Below are 23717 nucleotides of genomic sequence, written 5' to 3' on the forward strand. Positions count from 1 at the left end.
GCTCGATTGCGCTTTGCGTTAACGGCCCGAAAACGGGAGGAAGGCAATGGCGACACAGGTCCGCAATGCGACCGGCGACAGCCTGGCCGGCGCCTATGCGGCCGTCCGCCAGCTCAGCCTGGACATTGCGGCGCCGCTCTCGGACGCCGACGCCAGCCTCCAGCCCATGCCCGACGCCTCGCCGGCCAAATGGCATTTCGCCCACACGACCTGGTTCTTCGAGACTTTCGTGCTGCGCGACCATCTGCCGGGCTACAGGCTGCACGACGAAAGCTACGCCTATCTGTTCAACTCTTATTATGAGGGCGAGGGCGAGCGCCATCCGCGGGCGCGGCGCGGGATGATCGCGCGGCCGTCGCTCGACGAGGTCCGGGCCTGGCGCGCGGCCGTGGACGCGGCGCTGGTCGCGGCGATCGACCGGCTGCCCGCCGACCTGATCACGCTCGGGCTCAACCATGAGCAGCAGCATCAGGAGCTGATGCTGATGGACCTGACCGCGACCTTCTTCGAGAATCCGCTGCGGCCCGCGGTCTGGGCGGCCGAGGCGGCGGCGCCGGCGGCGGTGCCGCTCCCGCACGGCTGGCTGCCCGGACGGGAAGGGCTGGTCGAGATCGGCCATGCGGGCGACGGCTTCGCCTTCGACAATGAAGGGCCGCGCCACAGGGTCTGGCTGGATCCGCACCAGCTCGCCGACCGGCCGGTCACCAATGCCGAATGGCAGGCCTTCATGGCCGATGGCGGGTATGCCAATCCCCTGCTCTGGCTCGCGGACGGCTGGGCCTGGGTGCAGGCCGAAGGGATCGAGGCACCGCTCTACTGGCTGGGCGGGGACGAGGGCTGGCGGCGTTTCGCGCTGGACGGCGTGCGGCCCGTGAATCCGGCCGAGCCGGTCTGCCATATCTCCTATTACGAGGCGGACGCCTATGCGCGCTGGGCCGGCGCGCGGCTGCCGACCGAGGCGGAGTGGGAGGCGGCGGCCGAGGATCTCGATCCGCAGGCCGGCAACCAGCTCGACGCGGCCGGCCCGGTCCGCCCGCTGCCGTCGGCCAAAGGGCAGCTGTTCGGCGACGTCTGGCAATGGACCGGCAGCGCCTATCTTCCCTATCCGGGCTTCCGGCCGGCCGCCGGCGCGGTCGGGGAATATAATGGCAAGTTCATGGTTTCGCAGATGGTCCTGCGCGGCGGCTGCTGCGCGACGCCGCGCGGCCATGTCCGGGCCAGCTACCGCAATTTCTTCTATCCTCACCAGCGCTGGATGTATTCCGGGCTGCGCCTGGCGCGGGACGCCTGATGGCCGATATCGACCCTGCCGTCCGCAGCGTTGACCCGGCCTTCCGCGCCGACGTGCTCGCCGGCCTCGCCGCGCCGATCCCGGCGATTCCGGCGCGCTGGTTCTACGATCATCGCGGCTCCGAGCTGTTCGAGGAGATCACCCGCCTCCCCGAATATTATCCCACGCGCACCGAGACTGCCCTGCTGGAGCGCTATAGCGGCGAGATCGCGGCGCAGGTCGGCAGCGGCGAGGCGGTAATCGAGTTCGGCTCCGGCTCCTCGGCCAAGACGCCGATCCTGCTCCGCGCCGTCCAGCCCGCCGCCTATGTCCCCGTCGACATCAGCGGGGATTTCCTGCGCGAGAGCGCGGCCGGCCTGCAGAGCGCCTTTCCCGGCCTGCCCATCCTGCCGGTCGAGGCCGATTTCACCCGCACGTTCGAGCTGCCCGGCGCGGTGCGGGACGTCGCCAAGCTCGGCTTCTTCCCCGGCTCCACGATCGGCAATTTCGTCGCGCGCAGCGCCGTCGACCTGCTGCGCGCGATGAAGGAGACGCTCGGCGAGGGCGCCCGCCTCGTCATCGGCATGGACCGGATCAAGGACGTGGACATATTGATCCGCGCCTATGACGATGCGGCGGGGGTGACCGCGGCGTTCAACCTCAACCTGCTCCACCGGATCAATGCCGAACTGGACGGCGATATCCCGGTCGACGCCTTCCGGCACAAAGCGATCTGGAACGACGCGCTCAGCCGGATCGAGATGCATCTGGAGGCGGTGCGCGACGTCGCCTTCCCGGTTTCCGGCCGGCGCTTCGCTTTCAGGCAGGGCGAGACGATCCATACCGAGAACAGCCACAAATACGGCCATCGCGACAGCCGCATCCTGCTCCGCGCCGCCGGCTGGGGCGTGGTCGCCGAATGGACCGACGAGCAGCAATGGTTCTCGATCCTGCTCGCCGAGGCCGAGCCGGCCCGATTTGCACCCTGAGGGATTTGGTGATTCCCGGCAGGAACCGTTCGGGCTGAGCCAGTCGGAGCCCTGCTTTTTTCAATCCGTCCAAAAGAAGGTCAGCCCTTCGACGGGCTCGGGGCGAACGGTGAGTTTCCTTGCCGTCCGGTCCCATTGCTCCCCCTGACTCCCCCCGCTACAGCTTGCGCACCACGCTTGTGCCGGAGAGATCATGCTGCTGTCCCTGTTCCAGATCGTCGACGTGCTGCTGCAGGTTTTGTGGTGGATCATCATCATCCAGGCGGTCCTGTCCTGGCTGGTCGTGTTCAACGTGATCAACACGCACAACGATTTCGTCCGCACCTTCTTCAACGCGCTCGACCGGCTGACGCGGCCGCTTTACGCGCCGATCCGCAAGATCCTGCCCGATTTCGGCGGGCTCGACTTCTCGCCGGTCGTCGTCCTGCTGCTGATCTACGTGCTGCGCATCCTGCTGGCCGGGGTGGCCCGCGATCTGGTCCTTTCCGGAACGATGTGATGACGGCGGCGACGATCGACGGGAAGGTCTTCGCCGAGGGCCTCAGGGAACGCGTCGCCGCCGCCGTTCCGGATTTCCAGGCCGCGACGGGCCGCGCGCCGGGCCTCGCCGTCGTGCTGGTCGGCGAGGATCCGGCGAGCGCCGTCTACGTCCGCTCCAAGGGCAAGGCGACCCTGGCGGCCGGGATGGAGAGCTTCGAGCATCGACTCGATGCAACGACGGGGCAGGACGACCTGCTCGCCCTGATTGGCCGCCTCAACGCCGACGAGGCGGTCGACGGCATCCTCGTCCAGCTGCCCCTGCCGCCGCAGATCGACGAGAAGGCCGTGCTCGCGGCGATCGACCCCGACAAGGACGTGGACGGCTTCCACGTCGTCAATGCCGGTCGGCTCGCGGTCGGCGAGGAGGGCCTGGTGCCCTGCACGCCGCTCGGCTGCCTGATGCTGCTGAAGGACCGGCTGGGCGAGCTTTCCGGCCTCGAGGCGGTGGTGATCGGCCGCTCGAACATCGTCGGCAAGCCGATGGCGCAATTGCTGCTCCGCGAGAGCTGCACGGTCACCATCGCGCACAGCCGGACGCGGGACCTGCCCGGCGTCGTCCGGCGTGCCGACATCGTCGTCGCCGCGGTCGGCCGTCCGGAGATGGTGACCGGCGACTGGCTGAAGCCCGGCGCTACCGTGATCGACGTCGGCATCAACCGGATCGCCGCCGGTGAGGGCAAGACGAGGCTGGTCGGCGACGTCGACTTCGCGAGCGCTGCCGCAGTCGCCGGCGCGATCACCCCCGTGCCCGGCGGCGTCGGGCCGATGACCATCGCCGTGCTGCTGCGCAATACCGTGGTCGCGGCTTTTGCCCGCGCCGGGCTGACGGCGCCGGCCGGCCTGTGATCGAGCTCTTCGTCTCGGCCTTCGTCACCTTCCTGGTGGTGATCGACCCGCCGGGCTGCGCCCCGATCTTCGCCAGCGTGACCAAGGGCGCGACGCCGCAGCACCGCCGGGCAATGGCCTTCCGCTCGGTGGGGATTGCGGCGGGAATCCTGATCTTCTTCGCCCTGCTCGGGCGCGACCTGCTCCATGCCCTCGGCATCAGCCTCAATTCGTTCCGCATCGCGGGCGGGCTTTTGCTCTTCCTGATCGCGGTCGACATGGTGTTCGAGAAGCGCACCGAGCGGCGCGAGCACCGGGCCGAGGAAGTGGTCGAGGACAAGCAGGAGGACGTCTCGGTCTTCCCGATGGCGATCCCGATGATTGCCGGCCCCGGCTCGATCGCCTCGGTGATGCTGCAAATGGCGCGCAGCGACACCTGGACGGAGAAGTTCGTCGTCTGGGGCGCGCTCGGCGCGACTCTCGTTCTGACCCTCCTCTGCCTGCTGCTCGCGGGGCCGCTGATGCGGCTGCTCGGCCACAAGATGGAGGCGATGATCACCCGCCTGCTCGGCGTGATCCTCGCCGCCCTCGCCGTCCAGTTCGTGATCGACGGGATAAGGCGCAGCTTCTTCTAGCGGCGGGGCGCCCCTGTGAACGGTGCCGGCAGGGGAATGTCCGGCTCGGCCGGTGCCGTGCGCACGATCCGCCACATCCTGAACGGCGAATTGGCAGGCAGTGGAACCGGCGTCAGCCAGTTGGGCACCAGCCCCCGTGACAGCCGGTCGTAAAAGCCCCCCTGCGCCTCGGCCCGGTAGATGGTCGATTCCGACATCATCGGGCAGATCAGGAGATAATCGGCATGGTAGCGCTCGGCCGTCGCCCGGGCGTTATTCGGCGTGCCGCGGAAGGCGCGCATTACGTCGACGATCTGCTGCGCGTTGCGATGATAGGGGCCGGTAATGGCGTCATGATGGGTGACCGTGATCAGGCGCGGGCCGAGATCGACGAAGGTCATCACCATGCCCCGCGGCTGGGCCTGGATCGGGCCCATCGCCCAGAGCGTCGGGCAGCGGCTGTTGGCGAGGTTCACGTCGCGCCGATAGTTGGACACGGGCTCCGCCGGCCCGCCCAGTTTCGTGACCCAGCCCTGGGCGAGCCCGACGACCACGACGAGCGCGACCGCGACGCCGGCGACCCGGACGATCATCCTTTTGAAGCTCATCACCCAGGTGATGATGATCCAGGCGAAGGCGCCGGCGCCGACCGCGCTCAGCAGCTGCGCCGCCGGCCCGGCGCGGGTCTGCCAGGCGAGCAGGCCGGTGCCGAGCAGGGCAAGCAGGGTGATGGCGAGCCAGCGGAGGAACGGCGCGCGGGGATCGTCGCCCTGGACGAGCGGGCGGTCCTGCTCGACCGCCGGGGCGAAGCCTGCCGGCTGCCGTGCCTCGCGGTTCGTGACGTGGAGCATGGCGAGGCCGCCGACCAGGCCGGCAAAGGGCAGGGTCAGGGTGATCACCGCCGTGCTCCATCCGTGCCGCCAGATCGGCATGGCCTCGCGCACCTTGGAGAGCCAGAGCCGCTCCAGCTCCGGCGAGCTCTGCTCGAGCCGGCCGAGGCAATGCGGCCAGACCAGCGCGAAGGCGACCGCGATCACGACGCCGCCCAGGGCGGCGATCGCGAGCCTTTTCCGCCAGCTGCCCGGATTCGCCCTGGCGAGCAAGGCGGCGACGGCGCCCGCCGCCACCATGGCGGAGAGCCAGACCGGCGACAGCGCGTCGCACACGGGCAGCCTGTTCGCCTCGGAGGCAAAGACCAGATAGCCAAAGGCGCAGCCGCCCGCGAGAGTGACGCCATAAGCGAACAGGCGGCGCGGCTCGCCGTCGCGCACCCAGATCAGGACCGCGATGCCGCCGGCGAGGGCGAGGTAGAGCAGCATCTCCAGCCCGACGATCAGCGAGAGCGAGGTCGCCGCGCCGAGCGTGATGCCGGCGCGGAGCGGTTTCGGATCGGTGAGCGCCGCCATCGTCCAGGCGAGGAAGGCGAGCTGCCAGCCATGATGATCGAGCCGGAGCGGCTGCCACATGCCCATGACCGAGCCGCCGCAGGCCAGGAAGGCGATCGCGACCAGATAGGCATAAGGGGAAATCAGCCGGCGCGCGGTCAGCGCCACCGCCCAGAAGGCGACCAGCATCGGCAGCAAGGGCGCGACGGTGACGGCGATCGTCTCGGCCGTCCTGCCGCCGAACAAGGGCGTGAAGAGCAGCTTCAGCCCGGCGATCGGCAGGTCGACGAGGCGGGACCAGTGGATGTTCGAGCCGGCCAGGCGATGCTGCTGGAGGTCGTACCAGCCCTGTCCCTCGAGCAGGCCGCGGACCTGCATCATCCGCATATTGTCGTCGGTGTCGCCGAGCCCGAAGCCGCGGATTCGGGCCCAATTTTCCCAGATCATCCAGGCGGCGAGGCAAAGCCAGAAGAGCGCCGTCCACCAGCGCCATTGCCGATCCACGAATTTGAACGGCGCCCCCGCGTCACCCGGCATAAGCGTTTCTTTTCTTTCCATCCCTTACGAAGGGCCTTAGTCGCTCCGCCTCAAAGGGCAAGCGGGGGCCGTCAGCGTTCAAAATGAAGCAATTGGTTGAGCAACATAAGACGATCATCGGCCAGCTGATCCGCTTCGGGCTGGTCGGCGGCTTCGTCACGGGCCTCTATGCGGTCGTCTATTCGCCGCTCGCCGGGCTCGGGATCGTCACCCCGCAGATCGCCAATCTGGCCGGCTATTTCGTGGCGATGGTCACCGGCTACGTCCTGCACAGCCGCTGGAGCTTCAGGGATCACGGGACGCGCGACAACACCGCCAGGACCACCTCGCGCTTCTTCGTCGTCAGCCTGGTCAGCCTCGGCCTCAACGCCCTGTTCGTGTTCATCCTGACCGCGCCGAACATGCTCGCGGGCCCCTGGTGGTGGCCGCTCGTCCCGATCCTGTTCGTGACCCCGCTCGTCACCTTCTCGCTCAACCGCCTCTGGGTGTTCGCCTGATGGAGCGCAGCGTCTACGACAATATGGCGAAGCTGGACGAGCAGCATTGGTGGTATGTCGCCCGCCGCGACATTCTCGACCGGCTGATCCGCCGGCGGATCGACCTGCCGAAGGGCGCGCGCATCCTGGAGATCGGCTGCGGGACCGGCCACAATCTGCCGATGCTGGGCCGCTTCGGCGAGGTGGACGCGATCGAGATCGACGCCGGGGCGCGCGCCATCGCCAGCCAGCGGCTCGGCAAGCCGGTGATGGCGAGCCCGCTGCCGGCGCTCGAAGGCGTGGCGGACGGCGCCTATGACCTGGTCGCGATCCTCGACGTGCTCGAGCATATCGAGGCGGACCGCGAGGCGCTCACCGGCATCGCCGCCAAGCTGAAGCCCGGGGGGCGGATCCTGATCACCGTGCCCGCCCATCCCTGGATGTGGAGCGCGCACGACGTCGTGAACCACCACAAGCGCCGCTACACGCGCCGGACGCTGAAGGCGGTGATCGCGGCCGCGGGCCTCAGGCTCGACATGCTGCGCTGGTTCAACAGCCTGCTCTTCCCCGTGGCGGCGGGCGTGCGGCTGGCCGGGCGGCTGTTCGGCAAGGAAGGCGGCGACGACACCATGCCGCCGAAGCCGGTCAACTTTCTGTTCGGGAAGATCTTTGCGCTTGAGCGGCACGCGATCGGCCGGCTGCCGATGACGCCCGGCGTTTCGCTGGCGGCGATCGTGTCGGTTCCCGGGGAGCCTGGTCCAGGGGATTCTGGGTCAGCGCGCTGACCGGCGCCTGCCGGGCGACATGGCCGAGCCCGGGCCGCCCGCCCGCATGGCCGGCAATCTCGGCGACGATGTAGAGCGGGCGGCGCTTGGCCTCGACATAGACCCGGCCGAGATACTCGCCGATCATGCCGAGCACGAACATCTGCACCGCGCCGAGGATGACGACGACCAGCATCAGCGAGGTCCAGCCCGGGATCGCGCTGCCGGTGAAGAAGCCGACGCCGATATAGCCGATCAGCAGGATCGAGGCGGCGACCAGCCAGAGCCCGACATGGCTGGCGAAGCGCAGCGGCGCGGTCGAGAAGCCGGTGATCGCGTCGACGGCGAGGCGGAGCATCTTGCGCAGGGGATAATTGGTCTCGCCGGCATGGCGCTCGGCCCGGTCGTAGAGGATCGGCACCTGCCTGAAGCCGACCCAGGCGACCATGCCGCGGATGAAGCGCGCCTGCTCGGGCAAGGCCAGAAGGGCGTCGAGCGCGCGCCGGCTCATCAGCCGGAAGTCGCCCGTGTCGAGCGGGATCTCGATCTCGGAGAGCTTGAAGAGGATGCGGTAGAAGGCCTTGGCGGTGCCGCGCTTGAACGCCGTCTCGCCGGCCCGGGCGCGGCGCACGGCATAGACGACGTCCGCCTGCTGCTCGTCCATCGCCGTCATCATGTCGGCGAGCAATTCGGGCGGGTCCTGCAGGTCCGCATCGATGATCAGGATGCGCTCGCCGGCGCAGAGGTCGAGGCCGGCGGTGAGCGCCAGCTGGTGGCCGTGATTGCGCGAGAGGTTGATCGCGACCAGATGCGGGTCCTGCTCGGCCAGTCCCTGCATCATCGGCCAGGTGCGGTCGCGCGAGCCGTCGTTGATCAGCACGATCTCATAGGCGTCGCCCGCCACGGCCGCCGCCGCCGCGCTGAGGCGGCGGTGCAGCTCCGTGAGGCACCCCTCCTCATTGTAGCAGGGGACCACGATCGAAAGGGGCACCGGAGACATGAAGGATCCTTAGGCGAGGCGTCACTCCGCCGGAAGCCCGGCCGAGCGGTCGACCCTATAGAGGACGCTGCGTCCGTCGCGCCAGACCTGGATGAGGCCGCCGGTCAGCCGCGCATCATATTCGGGCGGGTCGATGATCCAGACATAGTCGAAGCCGTCGCGCGGGAAGGTGGCGAGCGACATGTCGAGCGTGCGCCAGACCTCTCCCCGGCAGCGCCGCGCGGTTACCACTTGCGAGGCGTCGCGAATATAGGGCCAGCCCGGCCGGTAGACGACCTGCAGCAGTTGCGCGCCGGCCATCGTCCACTGGTCGTTGGAGAAAGCGTGGCGGCGGGTGATGGCGAGGGCGGGCAGGTGGAGCAGGCGGGTCATCGCCCAATTCTCGACGCAGGGCCGGCCGACGAAGCTCACCATCCTCGCCCCGCGCGGGACATGCTCCAGCGCGGCAAGCTCGCGGTCGTAGCGCTGGTCGTAGAGCGTGGTGCTGATCGTGGTGCCGGCGGTCCGGACGAGGAAGAAGGCGAGGCCGGCAATGCCCACCGCATTGAACAGCTTCCTGTTGATCGGCTGCTTGAACCGGATCGCGACCAGGGCGATGGCGAAGAGATAGGGGGCGAGCCGCATATCGGCATAAGCGGAACCGAAGACGATGCGCGGCAGCAGGACGAACACCGCGATCAGGAAAAGGGTCGAGGCGAACATGTTGCGCGAATAGGTCACGCGCCGAACGGCGAAGGCGCCGAAGATGATCACCGTCACCAGCGCGATAGAGGCGAGGTCGAACCATTTCCAGCGGTCGCGCAGGGCGCTGGTCAGCCATTCCCACTTGCGGGACCAGTTGAACCAGTCGCCGGTCGTGCCCCCGGCCTCGCTCCGCCAGAGCAGCATCAGCGCAAAGGGCGGCGCAAGCGCCAGGCAGTGCACGCCCGACCAGAAGGCGGCGGCGGGATAGGAGCGGCCATGGTCGTGCTGGCGGACGAGTTCGGCCGAGAAGGCAAGCACGCCCAAAGTGCCCCAGCCGAAGGCGTGGACGATCCAGAGCAGGACCGAGATGGGCAGGAACAAGGCGGCGCGCAGACCGAACCGGCCCTTGCGCGCCAGCCGCAGCCAGAGCGCGAAGGCGAGCAAGGCCAGAGCGAGGGCCAGCGCGAAGTTCACGAAGCCGAACAGGAAGGGGAAATTATAGGCGAAGGGCAGAGCAAACAGCGTGGTCGGGGGGATCCGCCCATGCACCTCGTGCGCCACCCACAGCAGCCCGGCCACGGTGAGCACCGGAATGGCGAGGACGATGACCTTCACGGTCGGCTCCAGCCCGAAGATGGGCGCGAACCACTGGACGAGCAGGTCGACGCCCAGATTGCCGATCAGCTGCCACTGGAAGGTGTAATATTGCTGCAGCTCCGGGGAGGAGGCGAGCTCCAGCTGCACGGTATAGCGGCCGATATGGCCGGGAAGATCGAGCAAGGGCGGCACGTTCGGCCAGACGAGCGGGACCGCCGAAAGCACCAGCAGGGCGAACAGCACGATCCGCCGCTCCCAGAAGGCGTCGCGTTCCTGTGCTGTCGGGAAATGCTCGGACGGATGCATGGCGAAGAAGAAGAATCCCCTGTCGCCTGACTTCCTGCAATCGGGTGAAAGCGCAACAGAAAATTGGTCGGCGGCGCGGGCGGCCCCCTGCCGAAAGATGAACGAGCCTGATTAACACTTTGCTAACCCCCGGCACCTATCCCGGCTTCGACAGCGAGGAGCCGGCGATGCGCCACGAGGCATTGGAACAGTTTTCGGCGGCCCGGGTCGATCGATATGACGTGAGCATCGTCATGCCCTGCCTGAACGAGGCGGGCTGCCTGCCCGTCTGCATCGCCAACGCGCGGGAAGCGCTGGCGATGATCCGGGAGCGCCACGGTCTCGAAGGCGAGATCGTCATCGCCGACAATGGCAGCACCGACGGCAGCCAGGAGATCGCCGCCCGGCTCGGCGCGCGGGTCGCGCCGGTCGCGGAGCGCGGCTATGGCGCCGCCCTGATCGGCGGCGGCATCGCGGCGCAGGGACGCTACATCATTTTCGGCGACGCCGACGGCTCCTATGATTTCCGCGAGGCGGTGGCGATGGTCGGGACGCTCGTCGACGGCGCCGACATGTGCATGGGCTCGCGCTTCCAGGGCGGCATCGCCAGGGGCGCCATGCCCTGGAAGAACCGCTATATCGGCAATCCGGCGCTGACCGGCCTGTTGAATCTGTTCTTCCGCTCCGGGATCGACGACGCTCATTGCGGGCTGCGCGCGATTACCCGCGACGCTTTCCTCGCGCTCCGGCTGAACAGCGGCGGCATGGAATTCGCCAGCGAGATGGTGATCAAGGCCAGCCTCAGGAAGTTTCGGATCGCCGAGGTTCCGGCCACCTTGTCGCCCGATCTGCGCGACCGGCCGCCGCATCTCCGGCCCTGGCGGGACGGCTGGCGGCACCTGCGTTATCTGCTGATGCTGAGCCCGACCTGGACCTTCGGCGTCCCCGGCCTCGCCGCCATCGGCCTCGGGCTGACCGTGCTCGCCGTCGCCTTGCTCCATTTCTTCGGCCTGTTCGCCGGCCCCGGCCCGTTCGGCGCGAGCTGGACGATCGTCGCCGGCTTCCTCGTCACCTGCGGCCATTTCGCTGCGATCATGGCGCTCGCCATGCATCTGCACGGCGTTCGCGAAGGCTATCGCCTGCTGCGTCCCTCCGTCCGCCGAATCGCGCCCCTGCTCAATCTCGAGACGATGCTGAGCGTGGGCCTCGTCCTGATCGCGGCCTCGATCCTCGGCTTCGCCGCGATCGGCTGGCGCTGGTCGGCCGACAATTTCGCCTCACTCCCAAGCGTCCTCCCGCTGGTTCTCACGGCGGTCGCGGGCGCCGTCGGCCTGCAGACCGTGCTCGGCGGCTTCGCCATGGCGATCCTCAGCGGCCATGCGCCGCGCTTCGTCCGCGAGGACCGGGGCTCGGCACGGCAGGAAGGCGCGGAGGCGCCCACGGCATGACCGCGGAGACGGCCAGGCGCTCGGCCCCCCGGCTCCGCGACACGGACTGGCTGATGCTGCGCGGTCTCGCCGCGGCGCTGGAAGTCCAGCTGAAGCGCCTGACCCGGGGCGCCCGCCTTCTCGATTTCGGCTGCGGCTCCATGCCCTACCGCCTGCTCGTCGAGCAGCAGGGGGCGGTCTATGTCGGCGCAGATTTCGGCGCCGGCGCGGCGGTCGAGATCGGCCGGGACGGCAGCCTGCCGGTGCCCGATGCAAGCATCGACGCGGTGCTCTCCGTCCAGGTGCTCGAACATGTCCGCGATCTCGATCTCTATCTCGGCGAGGCCGGACGGGTGCTGAAGCCGGACGGAACCCTGTTCCTCTCGACCCATGGCACCTGGCTCTATCATCCGCATCCGGAGGATCACCGGCGCTGGACGCGCACCGGGCTCGTCGCGGACATCGAGGCGCGGGGCTTCCGGGTCGAGGAGATCGAGGCGATCGTCGGGCCGCTCGCCACCACCACCCTGATCCGCCTCGCAGGCTATGCGCATTTCCTCCGGCGCGTGCCGGTGCTCGGCCGCTTCCTGGCCGGGTCGCTGGCCGTGCTGATGAACCTGCGGGCGTTGCTCGAGGACCGGATGACGCCGGCCCAGCTCCGCCGGGACAATGGCTGCATCTATGTCACCCGCTGCGTGAAGGCGCCGGCATGAGGCGGCCGCCGCTCGCCTCGCGTTACGCGCTGACCGCGGCGGCCTGCATGGTCACGCACAATCTCGTCATGATCGCGGGGGACGCGGCGGGCATCGTCATGCCGGTGGCGGTCCTGCTCTCTTTCTGCCTCTGCGTCCTGCTCGGCTTCTTCCTGCACAGCCGCTACACGTTTGCGGTCGCGGGAGACGCGCGCAGCCTGCTGCGCTACACCGTCGCCATGGCCGCCAACGTCCCGCTCACCATCGTCCTGCTCTGGCTGTTCCTCGTCTCGCTGCACCTGCCGATGGCGGCGGCGTCGCCGGCGGCGACCCTCGTGCTGCTGGTCGTCAACTTCTTCGCGAGCCGCTGGGCGATTCTCGGCGGCCGCCGGCAGGGGCGTCCCGCATGAGCCCGGCGCCCACCGTCTCGACCGACCAGGTCGCCGCGAGCCTCAGCCCGCACCTCGCCGTCTACCGGCACAAGCGCCCGGGCTATCAGACGGTGATGCTGAACAGCCTGCTCTCGCTCTGGCGCGGGCCGCACCGCCGGCTGCTCGATATCGGCGGCGGCACCGGCGTGATCGGCCAGTGCATACACGATCTCTTCCCGGTGGATTCGGTGACGGCGATCGACGTCGTCGACCGCTTCTGCCCCGGCCTCACCATCGAGGTCGCCACCTATGACGGCGCGCGGCTGCCTTATGCCGACGGCAGCTTCGACGCGGCGACCCTCAACAACGTGATCCATCACATCCCGGTCCCGGTCCGCCCGGCCTTGTTCCGCGAGATCGCGCGGGTCGTGGACGGACCGCTCTACATCAAGGACCATGAGGCGGCGGGGCGGCTGGACCATGCGCGGCTGTCGGCGCTGGACTTCATCGGCAACATCCCCTTCGGCGGCATGGTCCGGGCCGACTATCTGACCGCCGTGGACTGGCGGGCGCTCGCCGCCGCGTCCGGCTACCGGATCGCCGAGACCGGCCGGGCGTCGCGCTACCGGCACGGTCCCTATGCCTGGTTGTTCCCGAACCGCCTGGAAATCACGATGCGCTGGGAGCGCGGCTAGCGCGGATCGGCGGACAGGATGCGGCTGCTTACCGTCACCCATTTCTACGAGGAGCATGGCGGCGGCATCGAGCGCGTCGCCGGCCAGCTCAACCGGCAGCTGAAGGCGCTGGGGCACGAGACGATCTGGGCGGCCAGCGAAAGCGATACGCCGCCCGCGCCGGACACGGCCGAGCCGGTGCCGCTGCGCTGCGTCAACACTATCGAGCGGCTGACCGGCCTGCCCATGCCGATTCCGAGCCCGGGAGCGCTGCGCAGGCTGGGCCGGGCGGTCGCCGAATGCGACGCGGTCATCATCCATGACGCACTCTATGCGACCTCGGTTGCGGCGCTGCGCGCGGCGCGGCGGCGGGGGAAGCCGGTTCTGCTGGTCCAGCATATCGCCGCCATCCCCTTCCGGAGCCGGATCATGCGCGGCGTGATGGGGCTCGCCAACCGGATGGTGAGCCGGCCGATGCTGAAGGCAGCCGACCAGGTGATCTTCATCAGCGGCACCACCGCCGCCTATTTCGAGGGCGTCCGCTTCAGACGGCCGCCGGTCCTCGCCTTCAACGGTGTCGACGTCGGGCTTTTCCGCCCCGCCGGGCCGGGCGAGAAGGCTGCGGCCCGGGCGGCGCACGCGCTGGCCGCCGACGGTCCGGTCGCCCTGTTCGTCGGCCGCTTCGTCGAGAAGAAGGGCCTCAACGTGCTGCGCGCGCTCGCTGCGGCCAGGCCGGACGTCCTCTTCGTCCTCGCCGGCGGCGGGCCGATCGATCCGGCCGGCTGGGGCCTTTCCAATGTCGCAGTACGCCAAGGACTGGCGGGGGAGCGGCTGGCCAGCCTCTACCGCGCCGCCGACGCCTTCGTGCTGCCAAGCGTCGGCGAGGGCTATCCTTTGGTCGTGCAGGAAGCCTTGGCGAGCGGCCTGCCGATCCTGTGCGGCGCCGAAAGCGCGCGCGCCGATCCCGCGGCTGCGCCTTTCCTCACCGGCCTTCCCGTCGATCTCAACCGGCCCGAGGCCACGGCAACCGCCTTTGCGACCGCGCTTGATGCGGCGCTCGCCGCCCCGGCCAATCCAGGCGCGGCCGTCTTCGCGCGGGATCGTTATTCCTGGGAGGGCGTGGCCCGGCGTTACGAGGCCGCGATCCGGGCGCTGACCTAGTCGCCGAGCGGAAGCGGCGTCCCGCAGCGGGCCGCCTGAACCGCCGAGGGCGGGGCTTGCGCGCCCTCGGGAAGCGCGGGAGGAAGGCCGGCGCGCTGCCCGTGACGGACGTCGAAAATCTCGACCCGATAGCGCCGGCACAGATCGCGGACCTGGGCCGCGTTCAGCCGGTTGCCGGCCAGGATCTTCGGCCGGTTCGACAGATCGGGCGCGTTGCGGACGAGGTCGTTGGCCATGCCCCAGGGCCAGTCGACCAGCACGACATCCGCAGGCGAGCGCGCGATCATCGCATAGGCGCGGCGCATCGGCGCCACATATTCCGCGGCGTGCTGCAGGTGCATCGGCAGAATGAGCAGAAGGCTCATCGCCGAGCCGGCCGCCAGGACGAACTCCCGCCGGCGCCCTTCGGCGACCAGCGTGTTCCAGCCATAGCCGGCGAGGAGGACGAGGCTGCCAATCAGGCCGTGCACATAGCGATAGCCCCAGCCCAGCCCCTGCCAGGGCAGCAGCAGCATCATCGCCGCGATCGTCAGCAGCAGTCCGGCGGCCAGCGGCCGGGCGATGCCCTCGCCGCGCCGGACCGCGCGCCAGGCGAGGATAAGGAAGGGCAGCAGCACCACGTTCTGCCAGGAGAGCGCACGCAGGAGATTGAACCCGGTGAGCGCGATCGCCGAGGGCTGGATCGAGCCGAGCAGGTCGGCCAGGCGGGCAAGCAGATAGGGGAGCCCGCTCGCCCCCGCCTGACCGCCCATGGCGGTCGATCCGGCGAGGAGCAGCTGCCAGTAACAGGCCCAGAACAGGCCGATCATGGCATAAGCGAGCAAATAGACCGCGCAGCGCCGCCGCTGGCCCGTCCACCACATCCGCGCCACGAAGGGCAGGACGAAGAGCGGGTGGAAGAGCAATTGATGCAGGCCGGTCGCCACGAAGCCGGCGGCCAGCGCTCCAACGTCCCCCTTCCAGTCTTCGCGGAGGAAGCTCCAGAGCCAGAGGAGGTTGAAGGCGAGATGCGCGCTCATCGCATAGGGCGTCATCGCCATGGTCAGGAACTGGGCTGAGCTCGCCATCAGCAAAGCTGCGACGAGCGCAGGGCCCGGCGTTTCGGGCCAGAGGCGGCGGCCGATCCGATAGACGGCCAGCACCGAGACGGCGGCGAGGATGGGGTTCGTCCACTCCTCCCCGACGGTGAGCGAGGCAAGCGCCCGCAGCGCCGCGTTGCCGGGCAGATAGGCCGACAGCCAGCCGGCCTGGCTGGGGATGGGCAACATGAAATCGGGCATCAACGCGCCGGCGAAGGCCTGCCACTCGGGGGGCACCGGGGCGATCAGCATGCCCCGGGAGATGAAGGCCGCGTCGAAATCGGCGAGGATCTCGTCCCGCGTCACCGCAAAATCGCCGAAGATCAGCCACGTCCCGGCGAAGGCCAGGGCCAGCACCGCAAGCGCCAGGGCAAGGAGGAGCATCGCCGGTCGCCCGAGCCGCAAGCCGGGCAAGGCCAAAGGGCGAACCGCCAGGGCGAGGAGCAGCGCGCCGGCCGGAATCAGGGCGGGCAGATCGTCCTGGCGGAACAGGTCGACGGTGAAGCCGCCATGGCGGAACAGCACGAACATCACGCCCGCCGACAACAGAATCAGCGCCGCGGCCGCCCTCAGGGCCGCGCCTAGCCGCCGGTCCGCAGCTTCGGGTTTCGCGATCAGCTCAGGCATGGTCGCTGCTCCCCGATCTCGCCGCCGCGCTCACCGCCCGACTCGCGGCGTCGCCACCGGCGGGCCGCAGTTCAGCCGGTCGAGCATCGCCGCACGCGCCAGGTCCGGCTCGCCGCCGGGCGGGATGCCGAACGCCAGGCCCTCCCGCACCCCGAACCGCTCGACCCGAAAGCTGCGGCAGAGCGCGGCCAATTGGGGCGCGGGCAGGGATACGACGTAGACGATCTTGGGCCGATTGGAGAGATCGGGCGCATTGCGCACCAGATCTTCGGCGAAGAGCAGCCCGGCATCGTCGACGAGGACGATTTCGGCAGGGCTCGCGCGGATCGCGGCATAAGCCGCGCGGTAGGGTGCGACGAAATCATGCGCCTGGCGGAGGTGCCAGGGAAGGATCAATGCGAGGCTGACGAGCGTCCCGGCGGCAAGCGCGCCGCGGAGGCGCGCCGCGGCCGGGCCGTCGGCAAGCGCCTTCCAGCCATAGCCGGCGAGCAGGCAGAAGCTGCCGATGCACCCGTGCAGGTAGCGATAGCCCCAGCCGTGGCCCTGCCAGGGCAGGAGGATCGCCATCGCGAGCAAGGTGAGGAGGATGCCGCCGGCGAGCGGACGCGCCACGCCTTCGCCGCGGCGGATCAGCGGCCAGGCAAGCAAGGCGAGGGGCAGGAGCAGGATGTTCTGCCAGGAGACGAAGCGCGCGAGATTGAGCGCCATCAGCCCGAAGCCGGCGAGGTCGATCGCCTGCAGCTGCGTCAGGACCCTGGCGATCAGGAAGGACAGGCCGCCTGACCCCCCGGCGGCGCCCGCACCGGCATCCGTGCCGGCAAGGACGATCTGCCAGTAGGAAGCCCAGAACAGCCCGATCAACGCATAGGCTGCGAGATAGAGGAGGGCGCGCCGTCGCTGCCCTGCGAACCAGAGCTGGGCGAGGAAGGGAAATGCGAACAGGGGGTGGAAGAGCAATTGATGCAGGCCCGTACCGAGGAAGCCGAACAGGATCGCGCCGGCATCGCCCCTCTTGTCGTTGCGCAGGAAGCACCAGAGCCAGAGCAGGTTCACCGCCAGATGCGCGGCCATGGCGTAGGAGGTCATCGCCATGGTCAGGAACTGGGCGGAGCTGACCAGCAGCAGGACCGGGATCAGAGCCGTGCCTTTGGCCCCTGGCCAGAGCCGAAGGCCGATCCGGTAGAGCGCGCCTGCCGAGAGCGCGGCGAGTAAGGGATTGATCCACTGGGTGCCGATGCTCAGCTGACCGAGCGCGCGGAGCGCGGCATTGCCGGGGAGGTAGGCGGAGAGCCAGCCCACCTCCGGCGACAGAGGCAGCATGAATCGCGGCATCAGGGCGTGGCTGTAGCCCTGCCACTCCGGCGGGATCGCCTCGTAGAGTCGGCCGGTGGCGAGGATGAGGGAGTCGAAATCGGCGCAGATTTCGTCGCGCGTCAGCGCGTAGCCGCCGAACACAAGCCAGGTCCCGAGCCAGGCGGCCAGCAAGGCGAACAGCGCCGCCGCGACAACGACGAAGGCCGGCTTGACCCGTATCGGCGCCAGCGCGGGCAGCCGCCAGGAAAGCAGAAGCAGGAGCGACGCGCCGGCGATGAGGATCGCGAGATCCTGCGTGCGGAAGAACAGCACTGCGAGATTGTTGCCGCGCAGCGCCAGACACAAGCCTGCGGCCAGCAACGTGCCGGCGCCGGTCTTCAGCAGCATTCGCGACAGCCGGAGGCTGTCGCACTCCGAGGTCATTCCGCGGCGCGGCTGAGATGCCATTCCGGCGCCTCGTCCAGCGTGTGCAGCCGGCGCTCTTCCTCAAACATATAGTCCCAGGTCATCGGAATCGCGTCACGGCGCTTCACATATTGCAGCTGCCAGTTGACCAGCCCGCCATAGCGGAAGGCGGCTTCGGCGCCGGCCAGGTAGAATTGCCACATGCGGAAGAAACGCTCGTCGTAGAGCTCGGTGATCTCCGCCTGATGCGCCATGGTCCGGTAATACCATTCCTCGAGCGTCAGCGCGTAATGGTAGCGCACCGCCTCCACGTCGGTGACGATGAAGCGGTGCTTCTCCGCCTGGGTGACCAGCTCCGACAAAGCCGGGATATAGCCGCCCGGGAAGATATATTTGCGGGTCCATTTGTCGGTCAGGCCGGGCCCGCCCATGCGGCCGCAGCAGTGCGAGAACATGATCCCGTCGGGCTTCAGCAGCTCATAGGTCTTGGCGAAGAAGCCGGCATGGTGCGGCGTGCCGAGATGCTCGATCAGGCCGACGCTGGTGATCCGGTCGAACTGCCCCTCGACGTCGCGATAGTCGAGCAGCTCGAACTTCACCTTGTCGTCGACGCCGAGCGCCTTCGCCCGCTCGTTGGAGAATTCGATCTGGTCGGGAGCCAGCGCGATGCCGAGCACCTCGCAGCCATAATGGCGGTGCAGATAGAGAGCGAGGCCGCCCCAGCCGCAGCCGATGTCGAGCACCTTCATGCCGGGCTTGATGTTCAGCCGCGCGGCGATGTGCGCCTTCTTGTCGAGCTGGGCCTGTTCGAGGCTGTCGGTGGGGTCGCGATAATAGGCGCAGGTATATTGCCGGTCCTCGTCGAGGAAGAGCTCGTAGAGCCGCCGGGTGAGGTTGTAGGTATGCTCGGCGTTGCGGCGCGAGCGGCTGCGCCAGTTGATCTGGTCGAGCTTGCCGGTGATGAAATTGGCGCTGCGCGTGATCGGCCCCTTGGGCTTCAGCGCGCCGGGCTTCTCGAAGGGCGCATTGTAGCGGATCAGGAGGACGAGGTCGCGAATGTCGCTGGGCGGCTCGATAACGAGGCGCTTGTCCATATAGGCCTCGCCGGCGCCGACGCGCGGGTCTTTGGCGATGTGCCAGGCGGCGCCCTTGTCGGTCAGCCGGGCCCGGACCGGACCGTGATTGGGGTCGGGCGCGCCGTAGCGATATTCCTTCCCGTCATGGTTGGTGACGATCAGCTCACCCTTCTTGATGAGCTTCTTCAGCATCTTATCAAGCAGCCACATATGTCCGCTAGTCCCCTGTTTTCGCGGCGCAGTCAGCGCATAAGCAGGGTCGAGGTCAAGGAGAAAGGCAATGATGACGGTAAGCGAGGCGGTAACGGCCCGCCACTCGGTCCGGGCCTTTCTCGACCGGCCGGTGCCGCGCGAGACGATCGCGGAGATGCTGACGCTGGCTGCCCGCGCGCCCTCGGGCGGCAATCTCCAGCCCTGGCAGGTGGACGTGCTGACCGGCGCCGCGCTCGGGGCGCTCAAGGAACGCGTCGCCGCCAGCCTCGCGGCCGGCCCGGCCGGCGAGGGCACCGAGTTCGACATCTATCCACGCGCGCTGGGCGAACCCTGGCGCGGCCGCCGCTTCGCCTCGGGCGAGCAACTTTATGCAGCGCTCGGGATCCCGCGCGAGAACCGGCCGGCGCGCCTCGCCCAGTTCGCGAGGAATTTCGACGGGTTCGGCGCCCCGGTGCTGCTGCTCTTCTCGCTCCCGCGCCATTTCGGCCTGCCGCAATGGGCGCATCTCGGCATGTTCATGCAGAATGTGATGCTGCTCGCGGCCGAGCGCGGGCTCGCCACCTGTCCGCAGGAGGCCTGGGCGCTGGTGCACAGGACGGTCGGGGAGGTGCTCGGCCTGGAAGAGGACCGGCTTTTCTATTGCGGCATGGCCTTGGGCTTCGCCGACACGGCCCATCCGGTGAATGGCTGGCGGACGGAGCGGGTGCCGGTCGGGGAGTTTGCGCGCTTCGAAGGCTTCTAGGCGAGCGCCGCCTGCTTCTCCTCGGCGATCCGGTCCAGCTCGGCACGGCTCTTCTTCTCGGCCGCGGACTTGAGCTGGCCGCAGGCGGCCATGATGTCGCGGCCACGCGGGCGTCGAATGGGCGCCGAAATCCCGGCCTCGAACACGATCTCGGAGAAGCGCTTCACCCGCGCATCGTCCGAACATTCGTAGGCCGCGCCGGGCCAGGGGTTGAACGGGATCAGGTTCACCTTAGCCGGCAGCCGGTATTTGCGGATCAGCCGCACGAGCTCGCGCGCATCCTCGTCGCTGTCATTCTTGTCCTTCAGCATCACATATTCGAAGGTGATGCGCCGGGCATTGTTGGCGCCGGGATAGGCGGCGCAGGCGGCGAGCAATTCCTCGATGCCATATTTGCGGTTCAGCGGCACGATCTCATCGCGAACCTCCTTGGTCACCGCGTGCAGCGAGACGGCGAGGTTCACCCCGATCTCCTCGCCGGCGCGGGCCATCATCGGCACTACGCCCGAGGTCGAGAGCGTGATCCGGCGCCTCGACAGGCCGAGCCCGTCGCCGTCCATGACGATCTTCAGCGCGTCGCGGACATTGTCGAAATTGTAGAGCGGCTCGCCCATGCCCATCATGACGATATTGGAGAGCATCCGCCCCTCGGGCTGGGACGGCCATTCCTCGAGCGCGTCGCGGGCGAGCATGACCTGGCCGACAATCTCGCCCGGGTTGAGGTTGCGGACGAGGCGCATCGTCCCGGTATGGCAGAAGCGGCAGTTGAGCGTGCAGCCGACCTGGCTGGAGACGCAGAGCGTGCCGCGGTCGGCGTCGGGGATGAAGACCATCTCGAAATCGTGGCCGTCGTCGGTCTTCAGCAGCCATTTGCGGGTGCCGTCGGTCGAGACCTGCTCGACGACCACCTGGGGCCGGGCGATCGCGAAGCGCTCGGCGAGCCAGGCGCGCTGCGGCCTGGCGATGTCGCTCATCGTCTCGAAGCTGGTGGCGCCGCGATTGTAGATCTGGTGCCAGAGCTGCTTGGCGCGCAGCTTGGCCTGCCGCTCGTCGAGGCCGGCCGCGGCCAGCTGCTCGCGGATCTGCGCCCTGGAAAGGCCGATCAGGTTGACGCGCGCGCCGTCGGCCGCGGCCTCGGGGCGCGGCACAGGGACCGGGTCGATATGACCGGGAATGGGCATGGCGGCTGTCATGAGGCGGCCCATGTAGGTGAAAGCGGGCGGAATTTCCACCCGCCCTCGATTCGGCGCCGGCTTCAGCGTCGCGGGGCGCAGGCGATGGCGGCGGCGTCCATAGCGGTGGCGGCGCCGCGCAGGCGGTAGAGGTCGCGGACCGCCAGGCCGTCGGTCGAGCGGGTCTCGACGACGAGGTCGATGCCGGTGCGCATCGCCGTCTGGATCTCGGCGTCGGCCTGCCCGTCGGCCGCCCAGGCGTCGCGGCCGCCGCCCGTCAGCTGGAAGGTCCGGCCGTCAATCCTGAGCAGCACCGCCGAGCCGGTGCGCTTCTCGCGGCTGAGGCGGATGTGGAGCTGGCCGCCGCGCCGGCCGGGCCAGATTCCGATCGAGGCGAAGGGCTGCCAGCCCTGCGCTTCCGGCGCCTGCCAGGGCTGGGTGATCGCATAGCAGCGCGCGCCGTCGCGGAACGCCGCCCAATTGCCGAAGGCGCCGAGCGATTGCGGCTGCGCCAGGGCGGGGGCCGCGAGACCGGGGAGGATAAGGGCGAGGATCAGCCGGCGCATCATCCGCACAGCAAAGCGCGGCCTGTGGCATGCTGGCAACAGAAAATCCCGTTTAGCTCCGGTTCATGCAACCTCCGCCACCCCTCTTCGCTGTCCCGGCGGTTCCCATTGCCCGGGACGTGTAAAATGGAGTTGAGTATGCGTAAGTTTGCGATCGCGGCCGCTTTGCTGGCCGGCACAATAGCCACCCCCGCTCTGGCCCAGGACAATAACAATCTCGGCGGATTCCGCGTCGAGGGCCTGATCGGCTACGACCATCCCAGCATCCAGGACGAGAATGCGGACGGCATCGCCTATGGCGTGGGCGTCGGCTACGACTTCCAGGCCGGCAATGCCATTTTCGGTATCGAGGCCGAGGCGATGGACAGCAGCGCCGACGAGACCGTGACGGGCGCCGTCCTGCCGGGCGACACGCTGGGCGTACGCGCCGGTCGCGACCTCTATGTCGGCGGCCGCGCCGGCTTCGGGATCGGCGGCAACAGCCTCATCTACGCCAAGGCGGGCTACACCAATGCCCGCGTCCGGGTGGATTATGAGGACGGCACCGCCGGCACGGTGAATGACTTCACCCTCCGCACCAATCTCGACGGCATCCGCGCCGGCGCGGGCGTGCAGATCGGGCTCGGCTCGAACGCCTATCTGAAGACGGAATATCGCTATTCCAACTATCAGGACGGCGTCGACCGGCACCAGGTCGTCGGCGGCCTCGGCTTCCGCTTCTAGGCGAAGTCCCAGCGAACAGAAGGGCCGGGCGGAGACGTCCGGCCCTTTTTTGTGCGCCCCTTCGGATACTGCGGGTTTTCCAGGGCCGCGACGTCACCCCATGGAAGGGAGAGATGTCGATGCGGAAACTTGCCTTGCTTGCCCTGCTGGCCGGGAGCGCCGCCACGCCGGCCGTCGCCCAGGAGCCCGCAGCCCATGGCGGCCTGCGGGTCGAGGCCCTCGTCGGCTATGACAATATCGGTGCGGACGGCGTGACCGCGGACGGGCCGGTCTACGGCCTGGGCCTCGGCTATGATTTCCAGGCCGGTAGCCTGGTCGCCGGCCTCGAGGCGGAGGCCAGCGATTCCGGCGCGGACGAGTGTAGCCAGTCCGCCGACCCTGCCGCCCGATGGCGGTGCGTGGCCGGCGGCCGCGATCTCTATGCCGGCGGCCGCATCGGCGTGGCCGTCGGGACCCGCGCCCTGCTCTATGCCAAGGCCGGCTATGCCAACAGCCGCGTCACGGCCGTCCCCGTGGTCACGGTGCCGGTCTTTCCCCCGCCGGACTTCCGGCGCGAACTCGACGGCATCCGTGCCGGCGCCGGCGTCGAGATCGGCCTGACGGCGCGCCTCTTCGTGAAGACCGAATATCGCTACACCAATTACGAGGACGGGTTCGACCGTCACCAGCTGGTCGGCGGGATCGGACTGCGCTTCTAGACAAGGCTTTTCGCCGGATTGAGGGGCCGGGCGGCGACGCCCGGCTTTTTTCATGCCCGCGCCGGACGCTTCGTCGCGCGGGTCGCCATGTTCGTCATCATCGTCGCGCCGATTTGCGGCTTCGTCTCAGCCGCGTGGCGGGCGGCGCCCGGCTGGTGTCTTGGGCCGCCAACACGGATCGGCGACCCGCCGGTCGGTGTATTCGAAAACCAAAGGCTGCCCCGACCAGGGGCCTGTTCCAGGGAGTATCGTAATGCGTAAGATTATCCTTTCGGCCCTTGCCGGCACCGCCGCCCTCGCCGCCACGCCTGCCTTCGCGCAGGACGATGCGCAGGCCTTCAACGGCGGCCATGTCGAGGCGATCACGGGCTACGACCATATTTCGGACGGCGACGACGGCATCCTCTACGGCATCGGCGCCGGCTACGACTTCCGCATCAACAATGTCGTGCTCGGCATTGAGGGCGAGGTCCTGGAGTCAACCGCCGGCGACTGCCTCGGCAATCTCTGCGTCGACGCCGGCCGCGACTTCTACATCGGCGGCCGCATCGGCGCCGTCGTGGCGCCGCGCGTCCTCGTCTACGGCAAGGTCGGCTATTCGAACGCCCGCGTCGAGGTCACGCAGGGCAATGTCGAGGACCATGCCAACCTCGACGGCATCCGCGCCGGCGCCGGCGTCGAGTGGCAGTTCCGCAACTCGCCGCTGAGCGTGCGCGCCGAATATCGCTACACGAACTACGAGCTGGGCGTGGAGCGGCATCAGGGCACCCTGGGTCTGGCCTTCCGCTTCTGAGCGGCAAGCGACAAACCA

23 protein-coding genes and 1 pseudogene are annotated in these 23717 nt (G+C 68.8%); 16 read left to right on the plus strand and 8 right to left on the minus strand.

Annotation, left to right across the window (positions count from 1 at the left end; translation table 11 throughout):
• The first annotated feature begins 46 nt into the window (after positions 1–46).
• The 5 genes from egtB (at position 47) to VEC11_RS07335 (ending at position 4259) form a co-directional block, all read left to right on the plus strand.
• Entirely contained in the window at positions 47–1291 is a 1245-nt protein-coding gene (egtB, locus tag VEC11_RS07315; protein ID WP_464129982.1) for an ergothioneine biosynthesis protein EgtB, read from the plus strand.
• The gene (gene egtD / locus VEC11_RS07320; protein ID WP_464129983.1) at positions 1291–2259 is read left to right on the plus strand and encodes an L-histidine N(alpha)-methyltransferase; all 969 of its coding nucleotides are present in this window, start codon (positions 1291–1293) and stop codon (positions 2257–2259) included. Before egtB ends, egtD begins: the two co-directional genes overlap by 1 nt.
• Before the next feature lie 193 nt (positions 2260–2452).
• The gene (locus VEC11_RS07325) at positions 2453–2758 is read left to right on the plus strand and encodes a YggT family protein (RefSeq protein ID WP_464129984.1); all 306 of its coding nucleotides are present in this window, start codon (positions 2453–2455) and stop codon (positions 2756–2758) included.
• Positions 2758–3645 carry a bifunctional methylenetetrahydrofolate dehydrogenase/methenyltetrahydrofolate cyclohydrolase FolD gene (folD, locus tag VEC11_RS07330; RefSeq protein ID WP_464129985.1) on the plus strand — a complete coding sequence of 296 codons (888 nt, stop codon included), beginning with the start codon at positions 2758–2760 and terminating at the stop codon, positions 3643–3645. The genes VEC11_RS07325 and folD overlap by 1 nt, the downstream gene beginning before the upstream one ends.
• Complete coding sequence (locus tag VEC11_RS07335) at positions 3642–4259, plus strand: MarC family protein (protein WP_464129986.1); 618 nt, start codon at positions 3642–3644, stop codon at positions 4257–4259. The genes folD and VEC11_RS07335 overlap by 4 nt, the downstream gene beginning before the upstream one ends.
• On the opposite strand, the gene VEC11_RS07340 is transcribed toward VEC11_RS07335, so the two are convergent.
• On the minus strand, positions 4256–6160 hold the full coding sequence (locus VEC11_RS07340) for an AcrB/AcrD/AcrF family protein (protein ID WP_464129987.1): 1905 nt from the start codon (positions 6158–6160) through the stop codon (positions 4256–4258). The genes VEC11_RS07335 and VEC11_RS07340 overlap by 4 nt on opposite strands.
• A gap of 92 nt (positions 6161–6252) precedes the next feature.
• Here VEC11_RS07340 and VEC11_RS07345 point away from each other — a divergent pair, with 92 nt between their 5' ends.
• Together VEC11_RS07345 and VEC11_RS07350 are read left to right on the plus strand one after the other, a co-directional pair.
• Complete coding sequence (locus VEC11_RS07345) at positions 6253–6657, plus strand: GtrA family protein (protein WP_464129988.1); 405 nt, start codon at positions 6253–6255, stop codon at positions 6655–6657.
• Positions 6657–7376 (plus strand): annotated as a pseudogene (locus tag VEC11_RS07350) (class I SAM-dependent methyltransferase); the annotation flags it as partial. The gene VEC11_RS07345 and the pseudogene VEC11_RS07350, both read left to right, overlap by 1 nt.
• On the opposite strand, the gene VEC11_RS07355 reads toward VEC11_RS07350, so the two are convergent.
• Together VEC11_RS07355 and VEC11_RS07360 are read right to left on the minus strand one after the other, a co-directional pair.
• On the minus strand, positions 7282–8400 hold the full coding sequence (locus tag VEC11_RS07355) for a glycosyltransferase family 2 protein (protein WP_464129989.1): 1119 nt from the start codon (positions 8398–8400) through the stop codon (positions 7282–7284). The pseudogene VEC11_RS07350 and the gene VEC11_RS07355 sit on opposite strands and share 95 nt — an antisense overlap.
• A gap of 21 nt (positions 8401–8421) precedes the next feature.
• Positions 8422–9987 carry a hypothetical protein gene (locus tag VEC11_RS07360; protein WP_464129990.1) on the minus strand — a complete coding sequence of 522 codons (1566 nt, stop codon included), beginning with the start codon at positions 9985–9987 and terminating at the stop codon, positions 8422–8424.
• A gap of 221 nt (positions 9988–10208) precedes the next feature.
• On the opposite strand from VEC11_RS07360, the gene VEC11_RS07365 reads away from it, so the two are divergent.
• The 5 genes from VEC11_RS07365 to VEC11_RS07385 are packed head-to-tail and all read left to right on the plus strand — an operon-like array spanning position 10209 to position 14291.
• Positions 10209–11414, plus strand: a complete 1206-nt coding sequence (locus tag VEC11_RS07365; protein ID WP_464129991.1) for a glycosyltransferase family 2 protein — start codon at positions 10209–10211, stop codon at positions 11412–11414.
• Complete coding sequence (locus tag VEC11_RS07370) at positions 11411–12106, plus strand: class I SAM-dependent methyltransferase (protein ID WP_464129992.1); 696 nt, start codon at positions 11411–11413, stop codon at positions 12104–12106. The genes VEC11_RS07365 and VEC11_RS07370 overlap by 4 nt, the downstream gene beginning before the upstream one ends.
• On the plus strand, positions 12103–12495 hold the full coding sequence (locus tag VEC11_RS07375; protein WP_464129993.1) for a GtrA family protein: 393 nt from the start codon (positions 12103–12105) through the stop codon (positions 12493–12495). The genes VEC11_RS07370 and VEC11_RS07375 overlap by 4 nt, the downstream gene beginning before the upstream one ends.
• Complete coding sequence (locus VEC11_RS07380) at positions 12492–13151, plus strand: class I SAM-dependent methyltransferase (protein WP_464129994.1); 660 nt, start codon at positions 12492–12494, stop codon at positions 13149–13151. Before VEC11_RS07375 ends, VEC11_RS07380 begins: the two co-directional genes overlap by 4 nt.
• Positions 13152–13169: 18 nt before the next feature.
• Positions 13170–14291 carry a glycosyltransferase family 4 protein gene (locus VEC11_RS07385; RefSeq protein ID WP_464129995.1) on the plus strand — a complete coding sequence of 374 codons (1122 nt, stop codon included), beginning with the start codon at positions 13170–13172 and terminating at the stop codon, positions 14289–14291.
• Here VEC11_RS07385 and VEC11_RS07390 read toward each other — a convergent pair.
• Genes VEC11_RS07390 through VEC11_RS07400 form a run of 3 tightly spaced genes read right to left on the minus strand, consistent with a single transcriptional unit; the run spans position 14288 to position 19002 of the window.
• Entirely contained in the window at positions 14288–15997 is a 1710-nt protein-coding gene (locus tag VEC11_RS07390) for a hypothetical protein (RefSeq protein WP_464129996.1), read from the minus strand. The genes VEC11_RS07385 and VEC11_RS07390 overlap by 4 nt on opposite strands.
• Positions 15998–16027: 30 nt before the next feature.
• Positions 16028–17698, minus strand: a complete 1671-nt coding sequence (locus tag VEC11_RS07395) for a hypothetical protein (RefSeq protein ID WP_464129997.1) — start codon at positions 17696–17698, stop codon at positions 16028–16030.
• A gap of 32 nt (positions 17699–17730) precedes the next feature.
• The gene (locus VEC11_RS07400; protein WP_464129998.1) at positions 17731–19002 is read right to left on the minus strand and encodes a class I SAM-dependent methyltransferase; all 1272 of its coding nucleotides are present in this window, start codon (positions 19000–19002) and stop codon (positions 17731–17733) included.
• Positions 19003–19072: 70 nt separating this feature from the next.
• Here VEC11_RS07400 and VEC11_RS07405 point away from each other — a divergent pair, with 70 nt between their 5' ends.
• Positions 19073–19747 (plus strand): nitroreductase, encoded by a 675-nt coding sequence (locus VEC11_RS07405; RefSeq protein WP_464129999.1) that lies wholly within the window; start codon positions 19073–19075, stop codon positions 19745–19747.
• Here VEC11_RS07405 and rlmN read toward each other — a convergent pair.
• Together rlmN and VEC11_RS07415 are read right to left on the minus strand one after the other, a co-directional pair.
• Complete coding sequence (gene rlmN, locus VEC11_RS07410) at positions 19744–20928, minus strand: dual-specificity RNA methyltransferase RlmN (protein WP_464130032.1); 1185 nt, start codon at positions 20926–20928, stop codon at positions 19744–19746. The two genes, VEC11_RS07405 and rlmN, sit on opposite strands and share 4 nt — an antisense overlap.
• A gap of 74 nt (positions 20929–21002) precedes the next feature.
• On the minus strand, positions 21003–21488 hold the full coding sequence (locus VEC11_RS07415; protein WP_464130000.1) for a hypothetical protein: 486 nt from the start codon (positions 21486–21488) through the stop codon (positions 21003–21005).
• A 135-nt stretch (positions 21489–21623) separates the two neighbouring features.
• On the opposite strand from VEC11_RS07415, the gene VEC11_RS07420 reads away from it, so the two are divergent.
• From VEC11_RS07420 to VEC11_RS07430, 3 genes are all read left to right on the plus strand, one after another.
• Entirely contained in the window at positions 21624–22208 is a 585-nt protein-coding gene (locus VEC11_RS07420) for an outer membrane protein (RefSeq protein ID WP_464130001.1), read from the plus strand.
• Between the two features lie 119 nt (positions 22209–22327).
• Complete coding sequence (locus tag VEC11_RS07425) at positions 22328–22906, plus strand: outer membrane protein (protein ID WP_464130002.1); 579 nt, start codon at positions 22328–22330, stop codon at positions 22904–22906.
• Positions 22907–23159: 253 nt separating this feature from the next.
• Positions 23160–23699: an outer membrane protein gene (locus VEC11_RS07430; protein ID WP_464130003.1), complete on the plus strand. Its 540-nt coding sequence runs from the start codon at positions 23160–23162 to the stop codon at positions 23697–23699.
• The last annotated feature ends 18 nt before the right edge of the window (positions 23700–23717 follow it).

The organism is Allosphingosinicella sp. (assembly GCF_035626655.1).
Taxonomy (GTDB): Bacteria; Pseudomonadota; Alphaproteobacteria; order Sphingomonadales; family Sphingomonadaceae; genus Allosphingosinicella.